The organism is Turneriella parva DSM 21527 (genome assembly GCF_000266885.1).
Taxonomy (GTDB): domain Bacteria; phylum Spirochaetota; class Leptospiria; order Turneriellales; family Turneriellaceae; genus Turneriella; species Turneriella parva.
Genome location: NC_018020.1, coordinates 1,059,866 through 1,078,522 on the forward strand (window position 1 = coordinate 1,059,866; position 18,657 = coordinate 1,078,522).

Annotated in this window: 18 protein-coding genes and 1 tRNA gene; 7 read left to right on the top strand and 12 right to left on the bottom strand. The window is 55.2% G+C overall.

All coding sequences use genetic code 11. The features are described from left to right. Positions 1-29: 29 nt before the first annotated feature. The 5 genes from TURPA_RS05105 to TURPA_RS21445 form a co-directional block, all read right to left on the bottom strand. Positions 30-1,538, bottom strand: a complete 1,509-nt coding sequence (locus tag TURPA_RS05105; protein WP_014802222.1) for a thiolase C-terminal domain-containing protein — start codon at positions 1,536-1,538, stop codon at positions 30-32. A 10-nt stretch (positions 1,539-1,548) separates the two neighbouring features. After that, the gene (locus TURPA_RS05110; RefSeq protein ID WP_014802223.1) at positions 1,549-1,968 is read right to left on the bottom strand and encodes a VOC family protein; all 420 of its coding nucleotides are present in this window, start codon (positions 1,966-1,968) and stop codon (positions 1,549-1,551) included. Positions 1,969-1,993: 25 nt separating this feature from the next. Continuing rightward, a complete protein-coding gene (locus TURPA_RS23345) occupies positions 1,994-2,548 on the bottom strand; it encodes a DUF1554 domain-containing protein (RefSeq protein WP_053332121.1) in 555 nt (184 codons plus the stop codon). Between the two features lie 131 nt (positions 2,549-2,679). Then, positions 2,680-3,297 carry a DUF1554 domain-containing protein gene (locus TURPA_RS21440; RefSeq protein ID WP_014802225.1) on the bottom strand — a complete coding sequence of 206 codons (618 nt, stop codon included), beginning with the start codon at positions 3,295-3,297 and terminating at the stop codon, positions 2,680-2,682. Between the two features lie 70 nt (positions 3,298-3,367). Then, positions 3,368-3,985, bottom strand: coding sequence for a DUF1554 domain-containing protein (locus tag TURPA_RS21445; protein ID WP_157210402.1), 618 nt, complete (start codon positions 3,983-3,985; stop codon positions 3,368-3,370). Between the two features lie 163 nt (positions 3,986-4,148). Here TURPA_RS21445 and TURPA_RS05130 point away from each other — a divergent pair, with 163 nt between their 5' ends. The 4 genes from TURPA_RS05130 (at position 4,149) to TURPA_RS05145 (ending at position 6,499) form a co-directional block, all read left to right on the top strand. Further along, the gene (locus TURPA_RS05130) at positions 4,149-5,114 is read left to right on the top strand and encodes an IS30 family transposase (RefSeq protein WP_014801511.1); all 966 of its coding nucleotides are present in this window, start codon (positions 4,149-4,151) and stop codon (positions 5,112-5,114) included. 65 nt (positions 5,115-5,179) lie between these two features. Further along, the gene (locus TURPA_RS05135; protein ID WP_014802227.1) at positions 5,180-5,590 is read left to right on the top strand and encodes a PaaI family thioesterase; all 411 of its coding nucleotides are present in this window, start codon (positions 5,180-5,182) and stop codon (positions 5,588-5,590) included. A 58-nt stretch (positions 5,591-5,648) separates the two neighbouring features. Continuing rightward, a tRNA-Leu gene (locus TURPA_RS05140) sits at positions 5,649-5,731 on the top strand. Positions 5,732-5,842: 111 nt separating this feature from the next. After that, the gene (locus TURPA_RS05145; RefSeq protein ID WP_014802228.1) at positions 5,843-6,499 is read left to right on the top strand and encodes a fatty acid desaturase CarF family protein; all 657 of its coding nucleotides are present in this window, start codon (positions 5,843-5,845) and stop codon (positions 6,497-6,499) included. An 18-nt stretch (positions 6,500-6,517) separates the two neighbouring features. On the opposite strand, the gene TURPA_RS05150 is transcribed toward TURPA_RS05145, so the two are convergent. The 7 genes from TURPA_RS05150 to TURPA_RS05180 form a co-directional block, all read right to left on the bottom strand. After that, a complete protein-coding gene (locus TURPA_RS05150) occupies positions 6,518-8,257 on the bottom strand; it encodes a C45 family autoproteolytic acyltransferase/hydrolase (protein ID WP_014802229.1) in 1,740 nt (579 codons plus the stop codon). Positions 8,258-8,293: 36 nt separating this feature from the next. After that, positions 8,294-9,898: an alginate export family protein gene (locus tag TURPA_RS05155; RefSeq protein ID WP_157210403.1), complete on the bottom strand. Its 1,605-nt coding sequence runs from the start codon at positions 9,896-9,898 to the stop codon at positions 8,294-8,296. A 5-nt stretch (positions 9,899-9,903) separates the two neighbouring features. Next, complete coding sequence (locus TURPA_RS05160; protein ID WP_014802231.1) at positions 9,904-10,545, bottom strand: hypothetical protein; 642 nt, start codon at positions 10,543-10,545, stop codon at positions 9,904-9,906. 6 nt (positions 10,546-10,551) lie between these two features. After that, entirely contained in the window at positions 10,552-13,407 is a 2,856-nt protein-coding gene (locus TURPA_RS21450) for an FN3 associated domain-containing protein (protein ID WP_014802232.1), read from the bottom strand. Between the two features lie 58 nt (positions 13,408-13,465). Further along, positions 13,466-14,623 (bottom strand): chitobiase/beta-hexosaminidase C-terminal domain-containing protein, encoded by a 1,158-nt coding sequence (locus TURPA_RS05170; RefSeq protein WP_014802233.1) that lies wholly within the window; start codon positions 14,621-14,623, stop codon positions 13,466-13,468. A gap of 8 nt (positions 14,624-14,631) precedes the next feature. Continuing rightward, positions 14,632-15,807 carry a FecR domain-containing protein gene (locus TURPA_RS05175; RefSeq protein ID WP_014802234.1) on the bottom strand — a complete coding sequence of 392 codons (1,176 nt, stop codon included), beginning with the start codon at positions 15,805-15,807 and terminating at the stop codon, positions 14,632-14,634. Positions 15,808-15,881: 74 nt separating this feature from the next. Then, on the bottom strand, positions 15,882-16,688 hold the full coding sequence (locus TURPA_RS05180) for a HEAT repeat domain-containing protein (protein ID WP_014802235.1): 807 nt from the start codon (positions 16,686-16,688) through the stop codon (positions 15,882-15,884). A gap of 36 nt (positions 16,689-16,724) precedes the next feature. Between TURPA_RS05180 and TURPA_RS05185 the strand changes: the two genes are divergently transcribed. Genes TURPA_RS05185 through TURPA_RS05195 form a run of 3 tightly spaced genes read left to right on the top strand, consistent with a single transcriptional unit; the run spans position 16,725 to position 18,655 of the window. After that, a complete protein-coding gene (locus TURPA_RS05185; protein ID WP_014802236.1) occupies positions 16,725-17,363 on the top strand; it encodes a hypothetical protein in 639 nt (212 codons plus the stop codon). Positions 17,364-17,367: 4 nt separating this feature from the next. Next, positions 17,368-17,949, top strand: coding sequence for a YceI family protein (locus TURPA_RS05190; RefSeq protein WP_014802237.1), 582 nt, complete (start codon positions 17,368-17,370; stop codon positions 17,947-17,949). Position 17,950: 1 nt separating this feature from the next. Further along, positions 17,951-18,655: a hypothetical protein gene (locus tag TURPA_RS05195; RefSeq protein WP_014802238.1), complete on the top strand. Its 705-nt coding sequence runs from the start codon at positions 17,951-17,953 to the stop codon at positions 18,653-18,655. Positions 18,656-18,657 lie beyond the last annotated feature (2 nt).

An 18,657-nucleotide genomic window follows, 5' to 3' on the forward strand; every position in this document is an offset into this window, starting at 1 on the left:
AGTCTGAATCAATTCTGCGCTGAAACCAATTAGTCCAACAATACCGCTAGCGGTTTGTTTTCGACAAAACGAATCTGCGCCTGCGTTTTATCCCTCACCAATGAGTGTGTTTCTTTGAGTCCCTTGCCTGCCTGGTCTTGAATGTGTAACAGGCAAAGCGACCCGTCGCCACGGCGAAACGCGCCGAGCGCAAACGGTGTATCTGTACCAGGGTTGAACCGCACCATCACAGCGGCGTAGAGCGTCACGACCTCACCTTCACGCAGGGCCTGTGCGCGCTGCGCAGGCAAACGCTCTTCAGAAATCAGTGCTGGCTTCGGGGCGCGTGGCGATCGGGTGAGAATAGCCACCGAGTTCACTGTATCAAGACCACCATTGCCGCCAAAAAGAAACGTACGGGCCTGCGGATTCTTCTGTGCCTGCTCGAGAATATCGATGAGGCCGGTGGCAGCGGAGAGCGAAATTGCCGCCTGCGTGTTGAGAATACCCCCCGATTGGTTCACAAAAACTTTTTTGCCGTTAAGCTCGATATAGCCTTTGGCAAGAGAGTCTGCAACACTGTTGAACTCGAGATTAAAATAGCGCGCAGCCTGCTTCACCAGCATAAGTGTAAAGCAGTCATAGATCCACGCGTAGTCGATGTCGAGTGGCGAGACACCGCTGCGCGCAAACGCACGCTCAGCGGCAACCTTGGCTGGGGTAGAAAAATCACGCCGCAGCGAGACGTACTTGTCGGTGAAGTTAGACCCAACGCCGGCAATATAGAGCGGTTCGTCGGCGAGCTTAAGCTGCAGCTCTTTTTTCAATCTGGGCAGCAGCGCATCGCTGACGACCAGAATTGCCACCGCATGGTCGGTCGCGACGGCAACCATCGGTGTAGCGTAAGGGCCTGCCAGAAATCTTTGCAGCTCGCCTTCGCGCAATGGCTTGCCGCAGGTCGCGGCCCTCGGGTTGGCCTGCGCCTGGTTGCGATAGAATGTGGTGATGGCGTCGACCTGCGCCTGCGTCAGGTTGTGATCAAACATCAGCCGGTCGGCAAACAGTGCGTAGAGCGAGATCAGGTTCGCCTGCGTATGCAGTTCTAATTCTTTGTGCAAAAGCGCATCATTCACTTCGCGGTAATAGCGACTGCTCGCTGTGAGACTGCGCGGTGCCTCAGACCCGGCAATCAGCACCGCGCGAGGCTCGCTCTCGCAAAGCCTGCGCGCGATTTCGAGCGCCGCGGGAATACTCGCTCCGCCCAAATCTACGCTATGCACCTCTATGCCCGAAAGCCCAAGGTGCGAAGCGCGCTTAACGGTATCCATCGTGTGGTGGGCATCGTAAATCGAAGCGCCGCAGCTCACGAAGTCAGTGATATAGGGGCGCAATGCGGCAAAGTCGGTTCCAATGCCCATCGCCATTTTCGTCGCCGCCGTATTGATGAAGAGCGAGAGCTTTTCTTCGAGCAGCAGCGACTTGTACGTCGACTCACCCGTAAGTTGAACTTCGATTTCGCGCTGAATCGCATCAGCAGCGGCGGCAATTATCGCTGGCATTGTGTGTCCCTCACCACTTGCCTGTATTCGGCATCGAGAGCCATGGCTCTTGCGGTGGCTGAGGATTTCCCCTTTGCAGCAGTTCAATCGAGATATTGTCGGGTGAACGCACGAACGCCATGCGACCATCACGAGGCGGGCGGTTGATCGTCACTCCGTGCTGCTGCAGTTTCGCGCAGGCGGCATAAATATCTTCGACTTCAAATGCCAGATGGCCAAAATTGCGCGCGCCGCCATAATCTTCGTCGTCGTAGTTATACGTCAGCTCGACTTCGGCCTCGCGGTTGCCCGGCGCACCGAGATAGACCAGAGTGAACCTGCCTTCGGGATAATCTTTGCGCCGGTTCTCAACAAGCCCCAGCGCACCGCAATAGAATGCAAGAGACTTTTCGAGGTCACGAACCCGAACCATAGCGTGTAAATATTTCATGCCGACCTCACGCGCTGCTTTCTTTTCACTGCTCTGCGCAGTACAAACGAAAACTCGAATTGCATGCTGAATTTGTTGAAAAAAGCGCGATCGTGCCTAAAGAACTTGCATCGCCGGTCGCAACGAGCAATGAATCGGCAACCGACCAATTCGTGCAATTGCCCGATGGTTGCCAAGAACCCGTCATCCCCGTCCAAACGAAAGTCGCACTGGGGTCAAATGTTGACTGCAGGGGAAATGCAAAGATTGCGTTGCCAGTCGTGTTGCCGATGAATGCACCATCGACCCGCTTATAAGACGTATTCGGTCTGAGCACCCAGTTAAAGTTTTCGCTTGCGCCACCTACCCCACAATCGGCTGAGGTGCATGCAGTACGCAGCGGCGTCGAGCCTATCATGGCCTTCCATACTGTTTTTCCCTGTGGCCTTGCGGGGTCGTTATTGCAGTTCGCGTCGGCCCCCGTGATGCCACCCATGCCGCCTGAGTGAGCAAGAGAAGTGACAAAAATGCGGCAATCGCTGCCACAGCTGACCGTTTTTCCTCCGGGGGTTTCGAGCTGCTCAAGTAGGCCAATATTCATACAATTCGATATCCACAAAGTCAAGAATAGGGACATGAGCCTGCATGGTTTCATAGGCGCAGCCCACGCAGGGCATGACGCACCGACAAGCAGTAGTTGCTTTCTATTGCGCCAGAGCACCAAAAACGCGGCTATTGTTCGACGCAGTACAGCAGTGAGCCCGACGTACACACTGAGTTCGTCCAGTTGATTGCCTGCATGGTCGAATCGCCTGCATTGCCGACGGCTGCGAGCGATGAATCCGCTAATGTCCACCCAGTACAGTTGCCGCCTTGAAGCCAGTTGCTGGCAATTCCGGTCCATACCCCAGCACCGGCTCCGCCGATTACGGTCGTGAACGGAAAGTTAAAAATGCCACTGCTATTAGTCGTTGATACGATTGCACCGTTCAATAGGCTGTAGGTTGAATTCGGTTTTAAGACCCAATTAGAATTCTCTCCCGCGCCGCCACCGCAATTAGCAGACGTGCAAGCAATACGCTGCGACGGATGCGCGAGCAAAGCCTTCCATATGGTCTTGCTTGAAGGCCTGCTGGGGTCGTTCATACATTTCGTATCGGCGCCAGCGGGGCCGCCGAGGGCACCGGTGTAGGTATTGCTGCTCACAAATATTCGACAATTCGAGCCACAGCTTTCAACTTTTGTTGCGCCGGGGTTCTCAAGCTGCTCGAGCAGGCCAATATTGCTACAACCTGAGGCGACAAGGCTCAAAAGAACAACTGTAGAGCTTGCCAGTGTCGAACGCAGCATCGGCGCACAATTACCGTGTTGAGACGCCCCGACAAGCAAGTGTTGCGTCGGCGAGGATATTACGGCCAGACTATTGCTCTACGCAATACAGGTGATTACCGCTGCCGCAGCCCGGCTGTGAAGCGTTGATCGCCGTGTCAGAAAGGCTCGTCGAAGTGCCGGTTGTGCCCGCTGCAGCGGTACTGTCTGCCCAGCCGTTGCAGTTGGTGTTGATTTGCCAGTTGCTGTTGAGGCCTGTCCAGACGTTAAACAGCGTGCTGCTGATCGAATTCGAAATTCCGGAGGCGAAGATGCCGCTACCGTTTGTCACGCCGATCAACGTTCCATCGGGACGCCGATAGGTGGTGTTGCCTTTCATCGCCCAGTCGATATTCTCGCCAGCGCCACCTACCGTGCAATTTGTGCTGGTGCACGCAAGGCGCGAGGGAGCACCCACGGCGAGCATCGCCTTCCATGGGCCCACACCTGGCCCCCGTGGATTATTAAAGTCTTGTTTGCACTTTTGGTCTGCGCCAGGGGCACCGCCGAGGTTCGCATTGAAGTTGGCCTGTGTGACGAAAATGCGGCAATCAGCACCGCATGATCTGTTCGCGCCGGCCGGGTCTTCGAGCTGGTCGAGCAAGCCAATATTGGCGCAACCCGCCAGCAGAATTGCAGTAAAGGCCAGCGCGCAGCGACGAAGACACATATAAATCATCTATCCAACCTCAATACGATCATTCGACGGCGCAGCCACTGCTTGTACGACACTCCGGGCAGATTCCAAAACGAAGTGCGAAAGGGATAAAGTAATGTAAGGCCGCTCCCGGGTTTCGAGGTTGATTTGCGAAAAACGACCACGGAGCCCCCGGATGCGACCCTACGTTCAACTATCAAATGATGAAAGACTGCGTATAGAAGAAAGCCTTGCTGAGGGCCTCAAGGCCAGCCAAATCGCCAGAAATCTTAAGCGACACCCGAGCACTATTTTTCGAGAGATTCGGCGTAATTCAATGCCACGACATTACAGCGCGCGGTGCGCCAGAGACGAGGCGCGAAAGCGCCAGACTAATACCAACGCCGCGAAGGTTACACCAGAGCTTTGGTCAGAGATCGGAGCATCGCTCAAGTCGACGCTGTCACCAGAACAGATCGCAGGCCGCATGCGCCTAGAACGTTTCGACGGTGTCTGCATGCAGACGATTTACAATCATGTGCGCAAGAAATCCGGCACATCGAATTTTTATCGCCTGTGCCTGCGCCGCAAAGGCAAACCATACAAGCGCAAAGTGAGGATTGAGGCTGAAAACAAAGGGTTTTTTCGCATTCACGACCTGCCAGCCGAAGCTTTGACGCGACGCAAACCCGGCTACTGGGAGGGCGATTTGGTCGAGGGTAAAATGGGCACCGGGCAGATTGCAACTTTCGTCGAAAGGCATTCGCGTTACTTGCTCGCGGCGAAACTGGAGCGCAAATTGGTGACACAGTTTAACGCTGCAGCGCGCGACCTATTCGCCGACATCGATAACGAACGGCTGCGGGGTATCATTTACGATCGGGGCACCGAGATGAGTGGCTACCGCGACCTGCAGCAAGTGCTGAACTGCGGCATCTACTTTTGTGACCCCGGCTCGCCATGGCAGAGAGGTACGAACGAAAACACGAACGGCCTGCTGCGCGAGTCTTTTCCCAAAGGCACAGATTTTCGGCGCATCGACCAGGAACAGGTTGACGCAGCGCTTAAATTACTAAATAACCGACCACGCAAGCGGCTGAATTACCGAACCCCGGCCGAGGTCTACTTTCGCAGCCCTATCGCACTTCGTTTTGGAATGTAAGCCGGAGCAATAGTGCACACCCTGTATACTTCTTGACAAAGTGTTACAAAAGGTAACACTGGCCCATGAAGGTACTGAGAAGACAGAAGAATCTGAGTTTCGGTACCAGCCCCGACAACGAGCAAGGGCTGAAACTCGACCTGCGCTTCGACGAAGACACCAAAACAGCATACGGTGAAATTGTATTGCCCGTGCATTTTCAGGGCAACCAGCCTGAGTGCGTGCACCCAGGCATTATTGCGGTCATGCTCGACGAAGTTATGATGAAAATCAACCAGGCGCTGAATCTGAACGTCAATACCGGCGAAGTCACAATCCGTTACCTGCAGCTTGCGAAAGTCAATGAGCCTCTCTACCTGCGTGGTTATTTTGTGAAGAAGAACAAGCGCGTCATTGAAAACCGCGCCGAACTCGAAGACGACATCGGCAAGATCGTCGCTCGAGGCAAAGGCAAATACATAGAGCAGGATTTATAGTTTTCGGCGCATTGCGAATAAATAAACCCGCGTTAGCGGGTTTTTTTATTCGCAAGCCGCCGAAGTGGTGAAATGGTAGACACGCCGCACTCAAAATGCGGTGGGGGCAACCCCATGTCGGTTCAAGTCCGACCTTCGGTACATTGGTAAACGTCAACAGAGCCGCTGCCGCAACAGGGCTCGGGCCCTCGGCGTGCCGGTTTATGTGAAATCTGATTTAGCGGCCCCATCGTATAGCTTTGACGGACAACTATGGAAACTCAGGCATATCCCAAATGGCAGCTCGCGCTCGATTCGGCTGCGATTGCACTCTTCGCTCTTTTCGGGGCGCTGCTGATTTACTCGGGCATCACGAGCTTTGCGGTAACGTCACAAAATTCTGAATTTCTCGCCGCAAAAATTCTGCTGATGGTGCTTGCCGCCTGGCTCAGCGCCGATTTTGTTTCGGGCCTGGTTCACTTTCTCGCAGACAATTTCGGCAACCCTGACACGCCATTCTTCGGCAAAGTTTTCATTTATGCCTTTCGCGAGCACCATGTCGACCCGAAGGCGATCACGCGCCACTCTTTTATTGAAACCAATGGCGCCAATTGCCTCGTTTCGCTGCCGCCGATGATCTACATCTGGGTCGCGACATCGCCCACGCATGATTATTTGCTGCGTTTATATTTCGTGCTCTTTTTTCTGAGTATATTTCTGACAAACCAGATTCACAAATGGTCGCATATGGATTCACCGCCCAGGCTCGTCGGCGCGCTGCAAAGCGCGCACGTCATTCTGCCAGTGGCGCACCACGCGGTTCACCATGCGGCACCGCACGACAAATATTACTGCATCACGTGTGGCTGGCTGAATGCACCGCTCGAAAGGTTGCACTTTTTTCAGGCAATTCGAAAGCTGCTTAAGTAATCAGGCTTTGCTGATTACTTAAGCAGCATCTAACATGCTCAGGCTCAGCACCATATCAGAATAGTTGCGCTTCGTAATCAGCTGGTTTGCGTCTTTCGCCGCTGCCTGCTTGAAGTGCGCAATGTTGTGGTGGCTGAGTACGAAGACTTCTTTTCGAAGACTTGCTGCCTCGCTGCCGCGACCCGATGCAGCTGCCGCGCGCGCCGCCCAGAGCAATGCCTGCGCCTTGCGGTAGGGTGAGGTTTCGCGCTGCGCCGCTTGCACCAGATGTCGGTATGCGACGTCGGCTTCACGCGCCTCAAGCGCGAGCGCGCCTTCGACAAATTTTAGCGAACTGTCTTCGCTTGCATAAGCCGAAGCCTGCGCAACATGTTCGCGCACTTGTTCGAGCGGGCCACATTGAAAATCAGTGAGAAACGCGCGTTGAAAATGGCGGTACGCAGCCAACGCTTCACCACTCGCATAGTGTGCGGTGACAGCGCTCAGCTTCTGTTTCGCCGGGTCTACCAGCTTCAATGCGTCACCTGACCAATTGATCTCGTGGTTGTAATAAGGGCCCCAGCCTGTCGGTGCTTCACCCAGCGACAGCGATACGATACCTGACTGCAGTTTGAACACAACTGACTGCACCGACATGACATAGCCGATGAGCGAGCCGAGCATGCGGGGCACTCCGGGTGCATCGACCTCGAAGTCGGCGCCGAGCAGATTCTGCATATCTGTCAGCGTGGCACCGCCGCGCTGTTCTGCTTCGGCAAAAAATTTCTCTAAGAGGCGCAGGCGATCGACGGTGTACGATGTCCAACCGTTGCTCGTGGCGATTTCGCCCGGCACCATGTCGCTGTGCAGGTAATGGTTCGTCTGGCCATGCCGGCCGTTTTTCGCCCAGGTGACGCGCATCTTTTTGGCAGTCGTCTCGATAACGGCGGCATTCCTTTCTTTCGCGGATGTCACCATGATACCCCAGGTCGACGCTACTTTGTGGCGGCTCACAATGTTGATCGCATCTTCAATGGTGCGCGAGTTGCTGACAATTTCGTGCCCGAGATCGATGACACCGGTGGCGGTGAAATCGACGTCGCGGTGAAAACGCGTGTGAAAGGTGACAGTCAGCCCTTCGGCGTTAAAGGCCGTAATACCGGGAACATCCGCACCACGCGCGCCGATATAACCGTAGGGTATGCCATGCTCGGGTGAACAATAAACGATCGTCGGCGATTTATCCCACACACCGACACCGGGAAAATCGAAGTTGCGCGCATGCATCAGTTCGCCGTCTGCCGACAGCGGGCCGAATGTGACTGCAGAAGTGCACGCGCCAAGTGCGTGCACCAGCGGTCGGCCCGAATACCCGGCATCGCCCTGCACCTGTCGAAGGGCGCCGACGCGGCCCAAAACGCCGATACTGTTCTGAAAGACATCCATCACCAGCATGTGCCGCACCATCTCGGGCGAGAGATTCGCAGCGCGGGCGATCGCATGCGCGCGCTCGGTAAATTGTGGCAGCCGGCCCTTCGACATCGAGTTCACGGCCCAGTGCATCAGCTGGCCCGCGACACGGCGCAGGGGCCCGTTACGCAGGCGGCGCGGCACTCCTGAGAGGAGCAGCGACTCTGCCATGCGTGGATAAAAATCGAGCAGCGGTTCGTAACCACCCTCGGCTGCCAGAATTTCACCATATTGCGCGCCCATCTGCGCCTGTGTGCCCTTCAGGCGGATTTCTAAAAGAGGGTTAACAATCAGGCGTTCGGGCGTCATGCGCGCACACAGGATGTTTGTGTGCGCCGCGTCAAATCAAAAAATCAGCGTGAGACTAATCAGGTGCGCATAGCGCCAGGCCTGGCCATCTGTGCCATCGAAGTTGAGCACTGGGTAAGCCGAGCCGGGCTTAAACACACCAAAGCCCCAAAAGAACTGCAGGTCGGCCATCGGGTTGAATGTCACCGCGAGATCACCCGCATGACCCACATCGCTGCTCGCCTCAGTCGCCGCCGGGTCAGAGATGCCGCCCGGCGCGACGCTTTTGCGGTAATAGCTGTATTTGAGCTGCACGGCGAGGTTACGAAGGGCAAAGTTCGGCTTCAGCGGACGAAAGTACGTGCCGAGCCTTACGACTTGCAGGTTGGCGAGTCGCGGCTTTAACGCAAGACCACCAGAGAAGCTGCCGAAGTTGTGAAACGCGGTATAAGAGCCGTCGGTATTCGACTGCGAAGCATTCGTCATGCGTGAGGCATCCGCATCGCCTGAGCCCGCTGCAACTTCAGCAGTCAGTTGTGAATCGTATTGCGTCAGAACGGGAAGATTATAGGTGAAATTCACGAGAGCGGCCATGGCAGAAATTGTCGCCGGCGCAGAGACACCGTTGAGCACGAGATTGTACGTACTGCCACCCTGGTAGATCATATCTGCACGATAGCGCAGGTTCGAATTCACGATATATCCCCTCAGACCCAAACCGCCATACCAGGGATGATACGCATACTTCGTGCGTGAGGCATCTTCGCTAATCATGTCGCGCGAATAGAGCGCGTATGCCGTCGCCTGCGCACCGAGGTACTCTGGCGTATAATATTCAGCGGCGAAAAATATGCGCCGGCCAGAATTTTGCACACCCGAATCGGGCAAAAGGTTCGGCGTATTCACGAATGGCCCCGGGTCACCGTTGCAACCTGTGACATTCAACGCGCAGGCTGCGGCGCCATATTCGGCCGAATAGGTGGCAAAGCCGCGCAGTTGCCCGAACGGAAACCTGCCCGTGTAGCCAAAACCGTCGGCAAAGTTGGCGAATAACAGGCCCTGCTCGATCATGTAGAAACTGCGGCCTGCAGTGAAAGTATGCCGGTCATATTTTGCTTCGGCCGCGAGTATTTCGAAGCTGCCGGTGCCCTTCGTCTGCTGCCGAGCGCCGATGGGTTCGATATAGTGCTTCACAGTCAAGAGACCGCGCGCCGTGGCGCTGTATTTTTCGTTGTAGGCGTACTTAGCGAACGGGCGATAAAAGCCGGCGAAGAGTCCAGGGTTGATGACCGGGTCGATATAATACGTGTTCGTTGCCATAAGTCCACCGCGCAGATAGTGGTGGTTCTGTGGCTCGTCTGCGTCTGCGGGCGGTGGGGTCACAACCAGTGCCGGCGCACTCTCATTCTTGGTGGATTCGACCTCTGGCTTAGTTTCAGGTTTTGCTTCAGATTTCACCTCGGGGTTTTCATCGGCTTCGTCGTCACTCTCAGAAGCCGGCGCAGAAACAGGTGGCGAAACTTTCTTTGGCGGGGCGGCTTCAGAACCCGCGGCAGGCTTGGCAACCGGGGGCTTCACGGCAGGCTTAGCTTGTGCAATCAGTGGTGCAACCAAGACGGCACACAGCAGCGCGAGAGAAATAGAGTACAATCGAACTTTCATGGGCATCACTTGTCTTCAGCCGGCGGCGCGGCCGGTTTAGGTTCGTCTGCTTTTTCTTCAGATTTTTTCTCGGGCTCAAGTGGCTTGGTCTTCTGTTCCATTTCGGGGTAAGTCTCGAAACCAAATTCTTTGTACGGATTCTTTGGCAGCATCCAGGTTGATTGTTCTTGCGCACGCTGCATCGCGATATCCATAATTGTCACCAACTCTTCGCCGCTTAGGTTATCCCAACTATTCGAGCCTTTTTCGATCAGAGAAAGAATTTCAGCATTTTGGATTGCGTACCATTCTATACCGGTCAGCCGAAAGAGCAGGGTTTTTTCGAGGTTGTAAAGATTCAGAACGGCTTTCGCGACCGCACCCTTGGTCACAGGTTTCAGATGAATATGCCCCACCGAGGTGGTATCGTATATTTTGAGCTCGGCCAGGCGCGCGCAGCGCTCTTCGTCGGTATTATACTTCTCAAGCTCATTGCGGTGAATCAGCACCATTTTGCAGAGGTCTGAGAAGGTGGCTTTTTTGGTGACGGTAATTGCACGGAGCGCCGAAAGCTCTTCATCGAGAATGAGGTTTTCGCTGAGGGGCTGCGCAGCGGCGGCTAACGCCAGCATCACCGACGCTGTTGCGATTCTGAGTAAGTCTTTCATATTGTGCTAATAGGCGGTGCCACTTACCAAATCCACTGCCGCAAGGCGATTGCGGGTCTTGCTATTGATGATGGTCAAGTCGCCCCCTGCATAAAGGGTCTGGTTCAAGAGTGAAATCGTGCGCACGATGCCATTGCTATTGGGGTTGAAGGCTGTTGCATTGTTGGTATTGATCGTGGTATCGAGCCCGGCGAGTCGGTTCCGCGCAAGACCGCCGACATTCGTGAAAGAGCCACCCAAGTAGAGTGTTGTGCCCGAAAGAGCGATTGTGCTGACGGTATTGTTGGCCGATGGGTTCCATGCCGTCGCGCTGCCCGTCGCGGTATCGAGTGCCGCAACATAATTTCGCGCCTGCCCGCCGATGAAAGAAAACTGTCCGCCGACGTAGATGTTAGTGCCCGAACTGACAAATGCATTCACGATGCCGTTGGCATTCGGATTCCATGCTGTGGCGTTGTTGGTATCTATGGTTGTATCGAGCGCCGCAATGTAATTGCGTGTCTGGCCACCTATTGAAGTAAAGGAGCCGCCCGCGTAAAGCGTCGTGCCCGAAATCGCCACGGCGTTCACAACGGTGTTTGCACCCGGGTTCCACGTGGTTGCGTTGTTGGTATTTATCGTCGTGTCGACGGCCCCGATGTAGGCGCGTGATTGCCCGCCCAGCGTACTGAAATTGCCTCCTGCATAGAGCGTTGTTCCCGCTACGACGATCGAATTCACTGTTGTGCTCGCACCGGGGTTCCACGCGGTTGCATTGTTGGTATTCACCGTAGCATTCAGCGCAGCGAGATAATTGCGGGCTTGTCCCCCAATATTGTTGAACGACCCGCCAGCATATACGGTCGTCCCCGAAATGGCGAGCGTGTAGACGATGTTGTTCGCATTGGGGTTCCACGCCGTGCCGGCTCCCGTGACCAAATCGATCGCGGCGATGTAGTTGCGAACGAATCCCGTGACCATAGTAAAATCGCCACCGAGATAAACCGTAGAACCTGAAAGCGCCATGGCGTTTACCGGACTGTTAGCCGAAGGGTTCCAGGTGGTCGCCGTACCTGAGGTTGTATCGATTGCCGCAATGTGGCTGCGCGCCTGCCCTCCGATCGTCGTAAATCCACCGCCTGCGTAGACGACAGTGCCAGCAACCACGAGTGCCGTAACGGTTGAATCGGCGTTGGGGTTCCACGAGGTGGCGGTTCCGGTAGTGATATCCAGGGCCGCGATACGGCTGCGCGTTTGGCCGCCAATGCTGCCGAATGTACCACCCACATAAATAGTGGTACCCGAAATTGCCATTGCGCTAACTGAATTATTTGCATTCGGGTTCCAATTTGTGGCGTTGTTTGTGTCGAGCGTTGTGTTGAGCGCAGCGATGCGATTGCGCGTCTGGCCGCCAATGGTTGTAAATCCGCCACCCACATAGAGCGTCGTGCCGCTCAAGAGCAGCCCATAAACGGCACCGTTCGGCGCAGGATCAAATGCCGTTGCATTGTTAGTTGCAATCGTCGTATCAATAGCTGCTAAACGATTACGCGTCTGGCCACCGGCAAAGGTAAACGTGCCGGCAATATAAAGCGTGGTGCCCGAGAGCTGCATTGCGTACACGATGTTGTTCACATCGGGGTCAAATGGATGCAACGTGCCATCGGCATTAATGCGTGCAAGCCGGTTGCGCGCCATGCCGCCGATTTGAGTGAACGTGCCGCCAACATACCAACCACCGGCGCCATCGGGAACGACGGCGTAGATGCTGCCATTATTGTACAGGTGGTTGGTCGGGGAGATCGCCGCGCTTGAGGTATCAATGGGTGCGCCGCCACCTGTCTGAGGGCCGATAAACGTGAAATTCCCGCCGATATAGAGCGTGTTGCCGCTGATCACTGATGTATTGACGCTTCCATTGGTCTCCCAAATGCGCGTGACGCCGGGGGTTGCGCTAAAGGTCACATTCGTGCTCGTGACCGTCGTCGCCGCATTACCAGCGGCATCAGTGCAATTGAATGCGATCGAATAGATTGCACCTGAAACAAGGGTTGGGTTGTTGGTCAGTGTGATATTATTGTGCGCACCCGACGTGAGTTCTGAGCCGACCAGCGAGCGCATGTGAGGCGAACCGCCATCGACAGAGCCACCCGTTCGCGTCCATGTGACATTGCCTGAGGCGCAGGCCTCTGAGAACGTGAAGCTCACCTGCGTATTTGACACAGTCGCACTCGACGCGGGGGCAGTCGCGCTGATGACGGGTGCGACAGAGTCGATGGTGTAGGTGCCACTCGTGACAGTCGAGCTGGTATAGCCGTTGCGACAGCCGATTGCCCTGAGTTGCTGCGTGGCTGAAATGGCCACCGCGCCGCTATAGGTTGTACCGGTCGTGCACGTCGGTGTCGCATCGCAAACGGGATTCGTAACACCATCGGTCGTATAACAAATTGTTGCCGAGCCCGTTGTGGTGCTGATCGTCACATTCTGTGTTGTATTGTATGTACCGGCTACGGGGCTGAAAGTTGGCGCGTTCACTGTCGGCCCGGCGGCGGTCGTGGCGCTCACTTGCGCTGTGTAGCCGCTGGTGTTACCGGCGAGATCACGCGAACGAATGCGGTAGTAATAAGTGGTTGAAGCAGAGAGACCGTTGGAGTTGTAACTCGTCGCGCCGGCCGAGCTGGTGAAGGTAGCTGTAAACGTATTACATCCGTTATTCACCGTCGTCTGGCAGATTTCATACACGAGCTGCGAGACCGGCGTCAGGTTGCCTGGGTCTGATGACGCCGCCCATGTAAGTTGCACCTGCGAAGATGTGGTGCCATCGGCGACGGGCGACGTGGGTGTACTGGGCTGGCCGCCATCTGAAACATGCGTTGCAGCCACGACCGCCGAATCAGTCAGTCCTGCCTTGCAGGCGCGTGCGCGAAAAGTGCGCGTCAGGTTATAGAAACTGATGGCACTGCTGTAGGTGCTCCCGGTGGTGCAGGCAGGCGTCGCAAACGGGGTCAGTCACGCCGTCGGTAGTGTAACATATCACAGCGCCCGAAGTTGTGGAGCTTAACGTAACATTCAGCGGCATACCATAATGCCCTGCAGTCGGCGAATATGCCGGCTCGGCAACAGCGGTTGAGCCGCCACCACCGGTACTCGGTGGCCCGGGTGGCTTGGGGTTTATCTGCTGCCACATCTCCCAGACAGTGAGACCGTCGACGACATACATGTCTTCGCTCGTGCCTCCGAATTCGGTGCCCGAAATAAACATGAGGGCTCCGCCGAACCCGCCACCGAGACCACCCATGACGGTGACCTGCCGAGCCGTGATACGCGCTTTGGCGATCGCGTTGTTCACCACCGCCAGATTGCCGCCATTACCATAAAGTGACATGCTCGTTATAGTGCCATCGATCAGCGAAAAGAACCCGTCACTGCGCGACGTGAAGCTGCCATCGAGATTGGCAACCGATGACGCAGTCTGCCCCGTGGCCATGCCTGCCAGCGGGTCGCCCGCCGAAGCATGGTTGATTGCATAGACGCTGCCTGCCTGGCGGGCGTAGAGGCGATTACCGGTGATCTCGACGCCGAGAACAGTCGAAGCCAGGCCTGCAGTATTCGCGATGTTCGTGAGCGTCGTGTCATATGGCCCGGTCGGCACAATCGCAGCGGTCTGCTGCACGTTACCACCGGTGTTGGTGAGAAAGACGCGCACATTGTTGCCGGTCGCGGTCGCGGCGAATTGTATGCGACTCGCGTAGTTGAGCGGCGTGCCGGCAATTGTGATCACAGTGGGATTGTCAAATGCGGGAAAAACTGCATCGTTGTTGTAGGCGCTCGCCGAACGCGCGATAAAGAGGTTATGCCCCGTGCAGGTACCGCACGCACGGTTCGAGCCGAACACCAAAACCAGGTAGTTATTACCCATCTGAATGACGTACGGGTTATACTCATCGCTCGAAGCCTGCGATATGGGCGCCCCGCCATTGATTTGAAACTTCGCCAGACCTTTGACCTTGGCCTCGGGCAGCTGCTTCTTGGCGCAGCCGGCAGAAAGAAGCATCGTGAGGATTACCCCCCCACACGCGACGGCTCTCATGAAATTCATAAATCCCCCTAAAATTTCTGCAGCGTGGGCTCGCCTACTGAAGATGGTTGGGTGACTGAGTTGATAGAATTGTAGAGACCCTGAACGTCGTTGCCAAAGCCAGATTGAATGTCGGTAATATTGCCGAGAAATGACTGCTCTGCAGCCGAAGACCCCGATGAAAAATTGCGCTCCGCACGCGAATCAAAAGTGCGTGTCGAATAGGGGCCATGCAGTTCGCCGCTGGAGCGGGCCGAATCGCCCTGCGGTACATAAGCAGATTCAAGATTGTTAAAGAATACTTCGTCGTCATCGTCTGTCTGCTCTTTCTTACGATTCGCCTGTTTTAGCGCGACGAGGTATGCCTCAAGCTCTGCCTTGTAGGCTGCCTCTGCCCAGAGTAGCTGCAGCATGGTCAGCGCGCGTACCTGCATAAGAGCCTGAACGACTGCTTTTCGGTCGCCCTGGTTCGCCTCAAACACCTTCTCTTGCCGGGTCAATAGCTCGCGAGTCAGCGTACGATGGTCCTTAATTTCTTGGAGTGCCTGAACAAATTCGGGCGTATCAACAGAAGGCTGCTGCAGCGCGACGAATGCCTGCCGGTCATCGTCATTTTGGGCTTTTTCTGCGAGTTTTGCCGCACGGTTCTTTTCATCGCGATCCATGAGGTATGCGCGCTCGAGTACCGCAAATGCTTTTTGCAGGCGCTCGCGGTTGGTTGCAGGCGTTGCTGTGTTGCGCAAAAAGGCCGCGGACTCTATCGCCTTGACTTCGTGCTGTGTGCCGTGGCGGGCGAGCTCCATAAAAGACCCCCGAACGCCAACCACGACGGTGGGAGTTTTGACGATAAAAGAATTCTTCTGCCCGCTTGCAGGCTTTTTGACATAGGCCCCCAGCCCACCCTGCTGAATGTAAAGCTCGGTTCGTGGTTTTGAGAGATCGGTTGCGAGCTCGTTAAAACTCAGCACCGTATTTTCTTTGAGTGCCACCTGGCTACCTTCAGGTAGCGCTACTACTGCCCCGCTACGATAGCCAACCTGCACGCTACTTTCTTGCGTGAGCCTGTTCTCGAAAGCCGCCTTAACCCAGCGCCCACCCTCGAAAACCTGTACCTTACCTTTCAGCGTCACAAATCGCGCCTGAGCATGCAACACACTCAGACTACCGGCGAACAACGCAGTCACGATATAGCCGCAGATACGCATACGCGAATCCGTACCTGACCGCAGGCATTTAATCTGTAAAGCGGTTTTCCGAATGGTATATTATTAGGGAAACCCTAATAATATTCTCTCAGCAGCTCATTGGCCTCTTGCCGCACGATCACGCTCTGGCTGCGGGTGAGCGTTTTGAGGCGCACCTGTGCTTCGCGGGTTTTGGTACGGGCGAGTTCGCGCATCACCAAAATCAGTTCAGAAGCCGACTTGCAATGGTAGCTGCGCTTGATCACGTATGGCCAGGCAGACTCATCGTCGTACCACACGAGCGTGCGGTAAATTTCGACGACGACCGATGTGTTGCGCTCTTTCAGATTCAGCAACACTGTATAGAAATACGTCTTGGTCTTGCGCTCGCTGCTGTACTTGCGCAGCGTGCGGTAGGCCGCTTCGCGCACGAGCCATTCTTTGTCACTCATGAGGCGGGCAACCTCGGTAATGAGGCGCTGGTCGCTCGCGAGCCTCTCGACGATCAGCAGCGCATGCCAGCGTATCATGGCGTCGTCGTGCTTCAGCAGGGGCAAAACCTGTGGCAGATGCTCATCGCGCTCGAGTTTGAGAATGACCTGCAAAGACGCGACGACCACTGCCGAATCATCGTCGGTCAGCGCAGCGCCGATAATTTTGTCGTCATCACCCGACCTGCCGAATTTGCCGATCGATTCAAGATATTCGACCTGCCGCTGCCAGTCTTGCAGCATAAACTGCTCAACTGTCAGTTTAGGCGGGGGCCCGCCGATCGACTGTGGCGCCGACTTACAGACGGTGATTTGCAGACAGAACAAACCGGCGGCAATCAGTCGGATAACGTAATTTCTGTATGGTCGAAACACTATAGCACCAAAAGGAAAAACTTCTATTCGCCGCATGGCGAATAGAAGTTTTTCCCTCAAAGATCAAACCTTATGTCAATTCAAACTCCGCGATTTATCGACAACCTTGAACGCAAGTACTACCGCTTCGGTATTGAGAATCTCGGGCTAATTCTCGTCGTGATGCAGGCATTTGGTTTCTTTGCGTACCAGATTTCACCGCTCGCGAAAATGAAGTTTATGCTGATTCCCGAGCTAGTGATGCGCGGCGAGATCTGGCGGGTGATCACATTTATTGCACTGCCGCTGAGCAATGACTTTTGGATCATCATCGTTCTCTTCTTTATCTACTCTATCATGCAGATCATGGAGCAGGCCTGGGGCCCTTTCAAAACCACGCTCTACTTTCTAATCGGCCTGATCATGTCAGTCGGCTATTCGCTCGCGACGGGCCTTGCAATCGATACGTTCATGCCTCTTGAGATGTCGCTTTTCTTTGCGGTCGCTGCTCTATACCCCCGCAACGAAGTGCTGCTCTTCTTCTTCATACCAGTGCCTCTGTGGATTCTGGCAGTTTTTCAGGCTCTAATTATCGTCTACCTGATGCTCGTCAGCAATTGGATTCAGCGCGGTTACTATGCCGTCGTCTATCTCAACTATTTCTTGTTTTTCGGCCTACACCATTACGGGCAATACAGGGCGTGGTCAAGGCGCCGCAACTGGCAGGGTTAAACCGATGCGCATATACCTGACTGGCCTCGTTCTTGCCTGTGTTCTTGCTCTGGCCGCTGCGCACGCTGCCGGCAAGACGGTTTGGTATGAAATCGACGGCGACGCGTCACAAATCGCTTTCGTCGCGCAGTCGCGGGTGATCAAGGCGCACGGCCTTTTTCGCAAATGGGATTTCAAAGGCAAAATATCGGGCAACTACCATGTCGTCGGCGATCTCGCAATCGAGTGCGCGTCGATTGATACTGACAACGAACGCCGTGACAATCACCTGAGAGGTCCCGACTTTTTTGACTGCACGGCTTTTCCGCAGCACACGTTCAGGGTCAGGTCGGTGAAGCCCGATAACGCCAATTTGCAAAAAGCCAGTCGATTCGCGGTTGAAGGCGACCTGACGATTCGCGGCAAATCAAAGGGTCTGGAAATCAGTTTGCTGCGCGAGGGCAACGAACAGCGCACCACCCTCACCGGCAGCATATTCATTGACCGCGAAGAATTCGGCATCACGTATAACAGCGCGCTCAACCCCATCGAAAAAAATGTGCGCATCGACCTTCGACTAGTGCTGAACCGCCGCACGCGGGGTTGATATGCCGGCACCGCTGCGCCACAAGGGACTTCGAATTGTTGCAAGCCTCTTGATCGTGTCGGGCGTCGTCGCTTTCTGGGTTTTGCGCCCCTTAACAGAAACCGACATGTCGGTGGGTGACTTTACGCCGCTGCGCGATGACCGGCTCGCCGCAGAGTTTGCCCCTGTTGTTCAACCGCATGCACTTTATGGCAAGCCCGATCGAATGCTCTACCGAATGGCCAAGAATGCGGCGGGCGAGATTCACATTGCGTACCACCCTTTTTATCACGACGAAAAAAACCCGCATTCGGGCTTTGGCGCTGCCATGAGCCGTCTGATCTACACGGGGGGCCTCAAGATTAAAGACATCATGTCTGGCCCGGCAGATATCGAACTCATCGAAGTGGTGTTGGATTCAAAACGTGTTGCGGTCAAGATCGCGTACGAAGACGCAGACCGCTATAACCCCAGAAGTTTTTCGGTGCGGCACTTACCGAGAACTTTTGTATATCCCCCGAGACCATTTTGTTTCACAACCGCCAGCTGGAACCATATGTTTTCACTGCAGCCGCCGGCGAGCTGTCATCAGAAAGATGCGCTCACACCCGAATACTTTACCGAAGCTGAATGGCAGAAATACAAGATGGTAAAAAAGACCGAGGCGATGCTGCGGCGAAACCGCATGCACCGCGTCTATGAAAGGGCCGAAGCCGCGAGGCAATAAGC

Coding starts and splice junctions, on each gene's coding strand:
- TURPA_RS05105 (WP_014802222.1), bottom strand. CDS start 1,538: ATGCCAGCGATAATTGCCGCCGCTGCTGATGCGATTCAGCGCGAAATC.
- TURPA_RS05110 (WP_014802223.1), bottom strand. CDS start 1,968: ATGAAATATTTACACGCTATGGTTCGGGTTCGTGACCTCGAAAAGTCT.
- TURPA_RS23345 (WP_053332121.1), bottom strand. CDS start 2,548: ATGAATATTGGCCTACTTGAGCAGCTCGAAACCCCCGGAGGAAAAACG.
- TURPA_RS21440 (WP_014802225.1), bottom strand. CDS start 3,297: ATGCTGCGTTCGACACTGGCAAGCTCTACAGTTGTTCTTTTGAGCCTT.
- TURPA_RS21445 (WP_157210402.1), bottom strand. CDS start 3,985: ATGTGTCTTCGTCGCTGCGCGCTGGCCTTTACTGCAATTCTGCTGGCG.
- TURPA_RS05130 (WP_014801511.1), top strand. CDS start 4,149: ATGCGACCCTACGTTCAACTATCAAATGATGAAAGACTGCGTATAGAA.
- TURPA_RS05135 (WP_014802227.1), top strand. CDS start 5,180: ATGAAGGTACTGAGAAGACAGAAGAATCTGAGTTTCGGTACCAGCCCC.
- TURPA_RS05145 (WP_014802228.1), top strand. CDS start 5,843: ATGGAAACTCAGGCATATCCCAAATGGCAGCTCGCGCTCGATTCGGCT.
- TURPA_RS05150 (WP_014802229.1), bottom strand. CDS start 8,257: ATGACGCCCGAACGCCTGATTGTTAACCCTCTTTTAGAAATCCGCCTG.
- TURPA_RS05155 (WP_157210403.1), bottom strand. CDS start 9,898: ATGAAAGTTCGATTGTACTCTATTTCTCTCGCGCTGCTGTGTGCCGTC.
- TURPA_RS05160 (WP_014802231.1), bottom strand. CDS start 10,545: ATGAAAGACTTACTCAGAATCGCAACAGCGTCGGTGATGCTGGCGTTA.
- TURPA_RS05170 (WP_014802233.1), bottom strand. CDS start 14,623: ATGAATTTCATGAGAGCCGTCGCGTGTGGGGGGGTAATCCTCACGATG.
- TURPA_RS05175 (WP_014802234.1), bottom strand. CDS start 15,807: ATGCGTATCTGCGGCTATATCGTGACTGCGTTGTTCGCCGGTAGTCTG.
- TURPA_RS05180 (WP_014802235.1), bottom strand. CDS start 16,688: ATGCGGCGAATAGAAGTTTTTCCTTTTGGTGCTATAGTGTTTCGACCA.
- TURPA_RS05185 (WP_014802236.1), top strand. CDS start 16,725: ATGTCAATTCAAACTCCGCGATTTATCGACAACCTTGAACGCAAGTAC.
- TURPA_RS05190 (WP_014802237.1), top strand. CDS start 17,368: ATGCGCATATACCTGACTGGCCTCGTTCTTGCCTGTGTTCTTGCTCTG.
- TURPA_RS05195 (WP_014802238.1), top strand. CDS start 17,951: ATGCCGGCACCGCTGCGCCACAAGGGACTTCGAATTGTTGCAAGCCTC.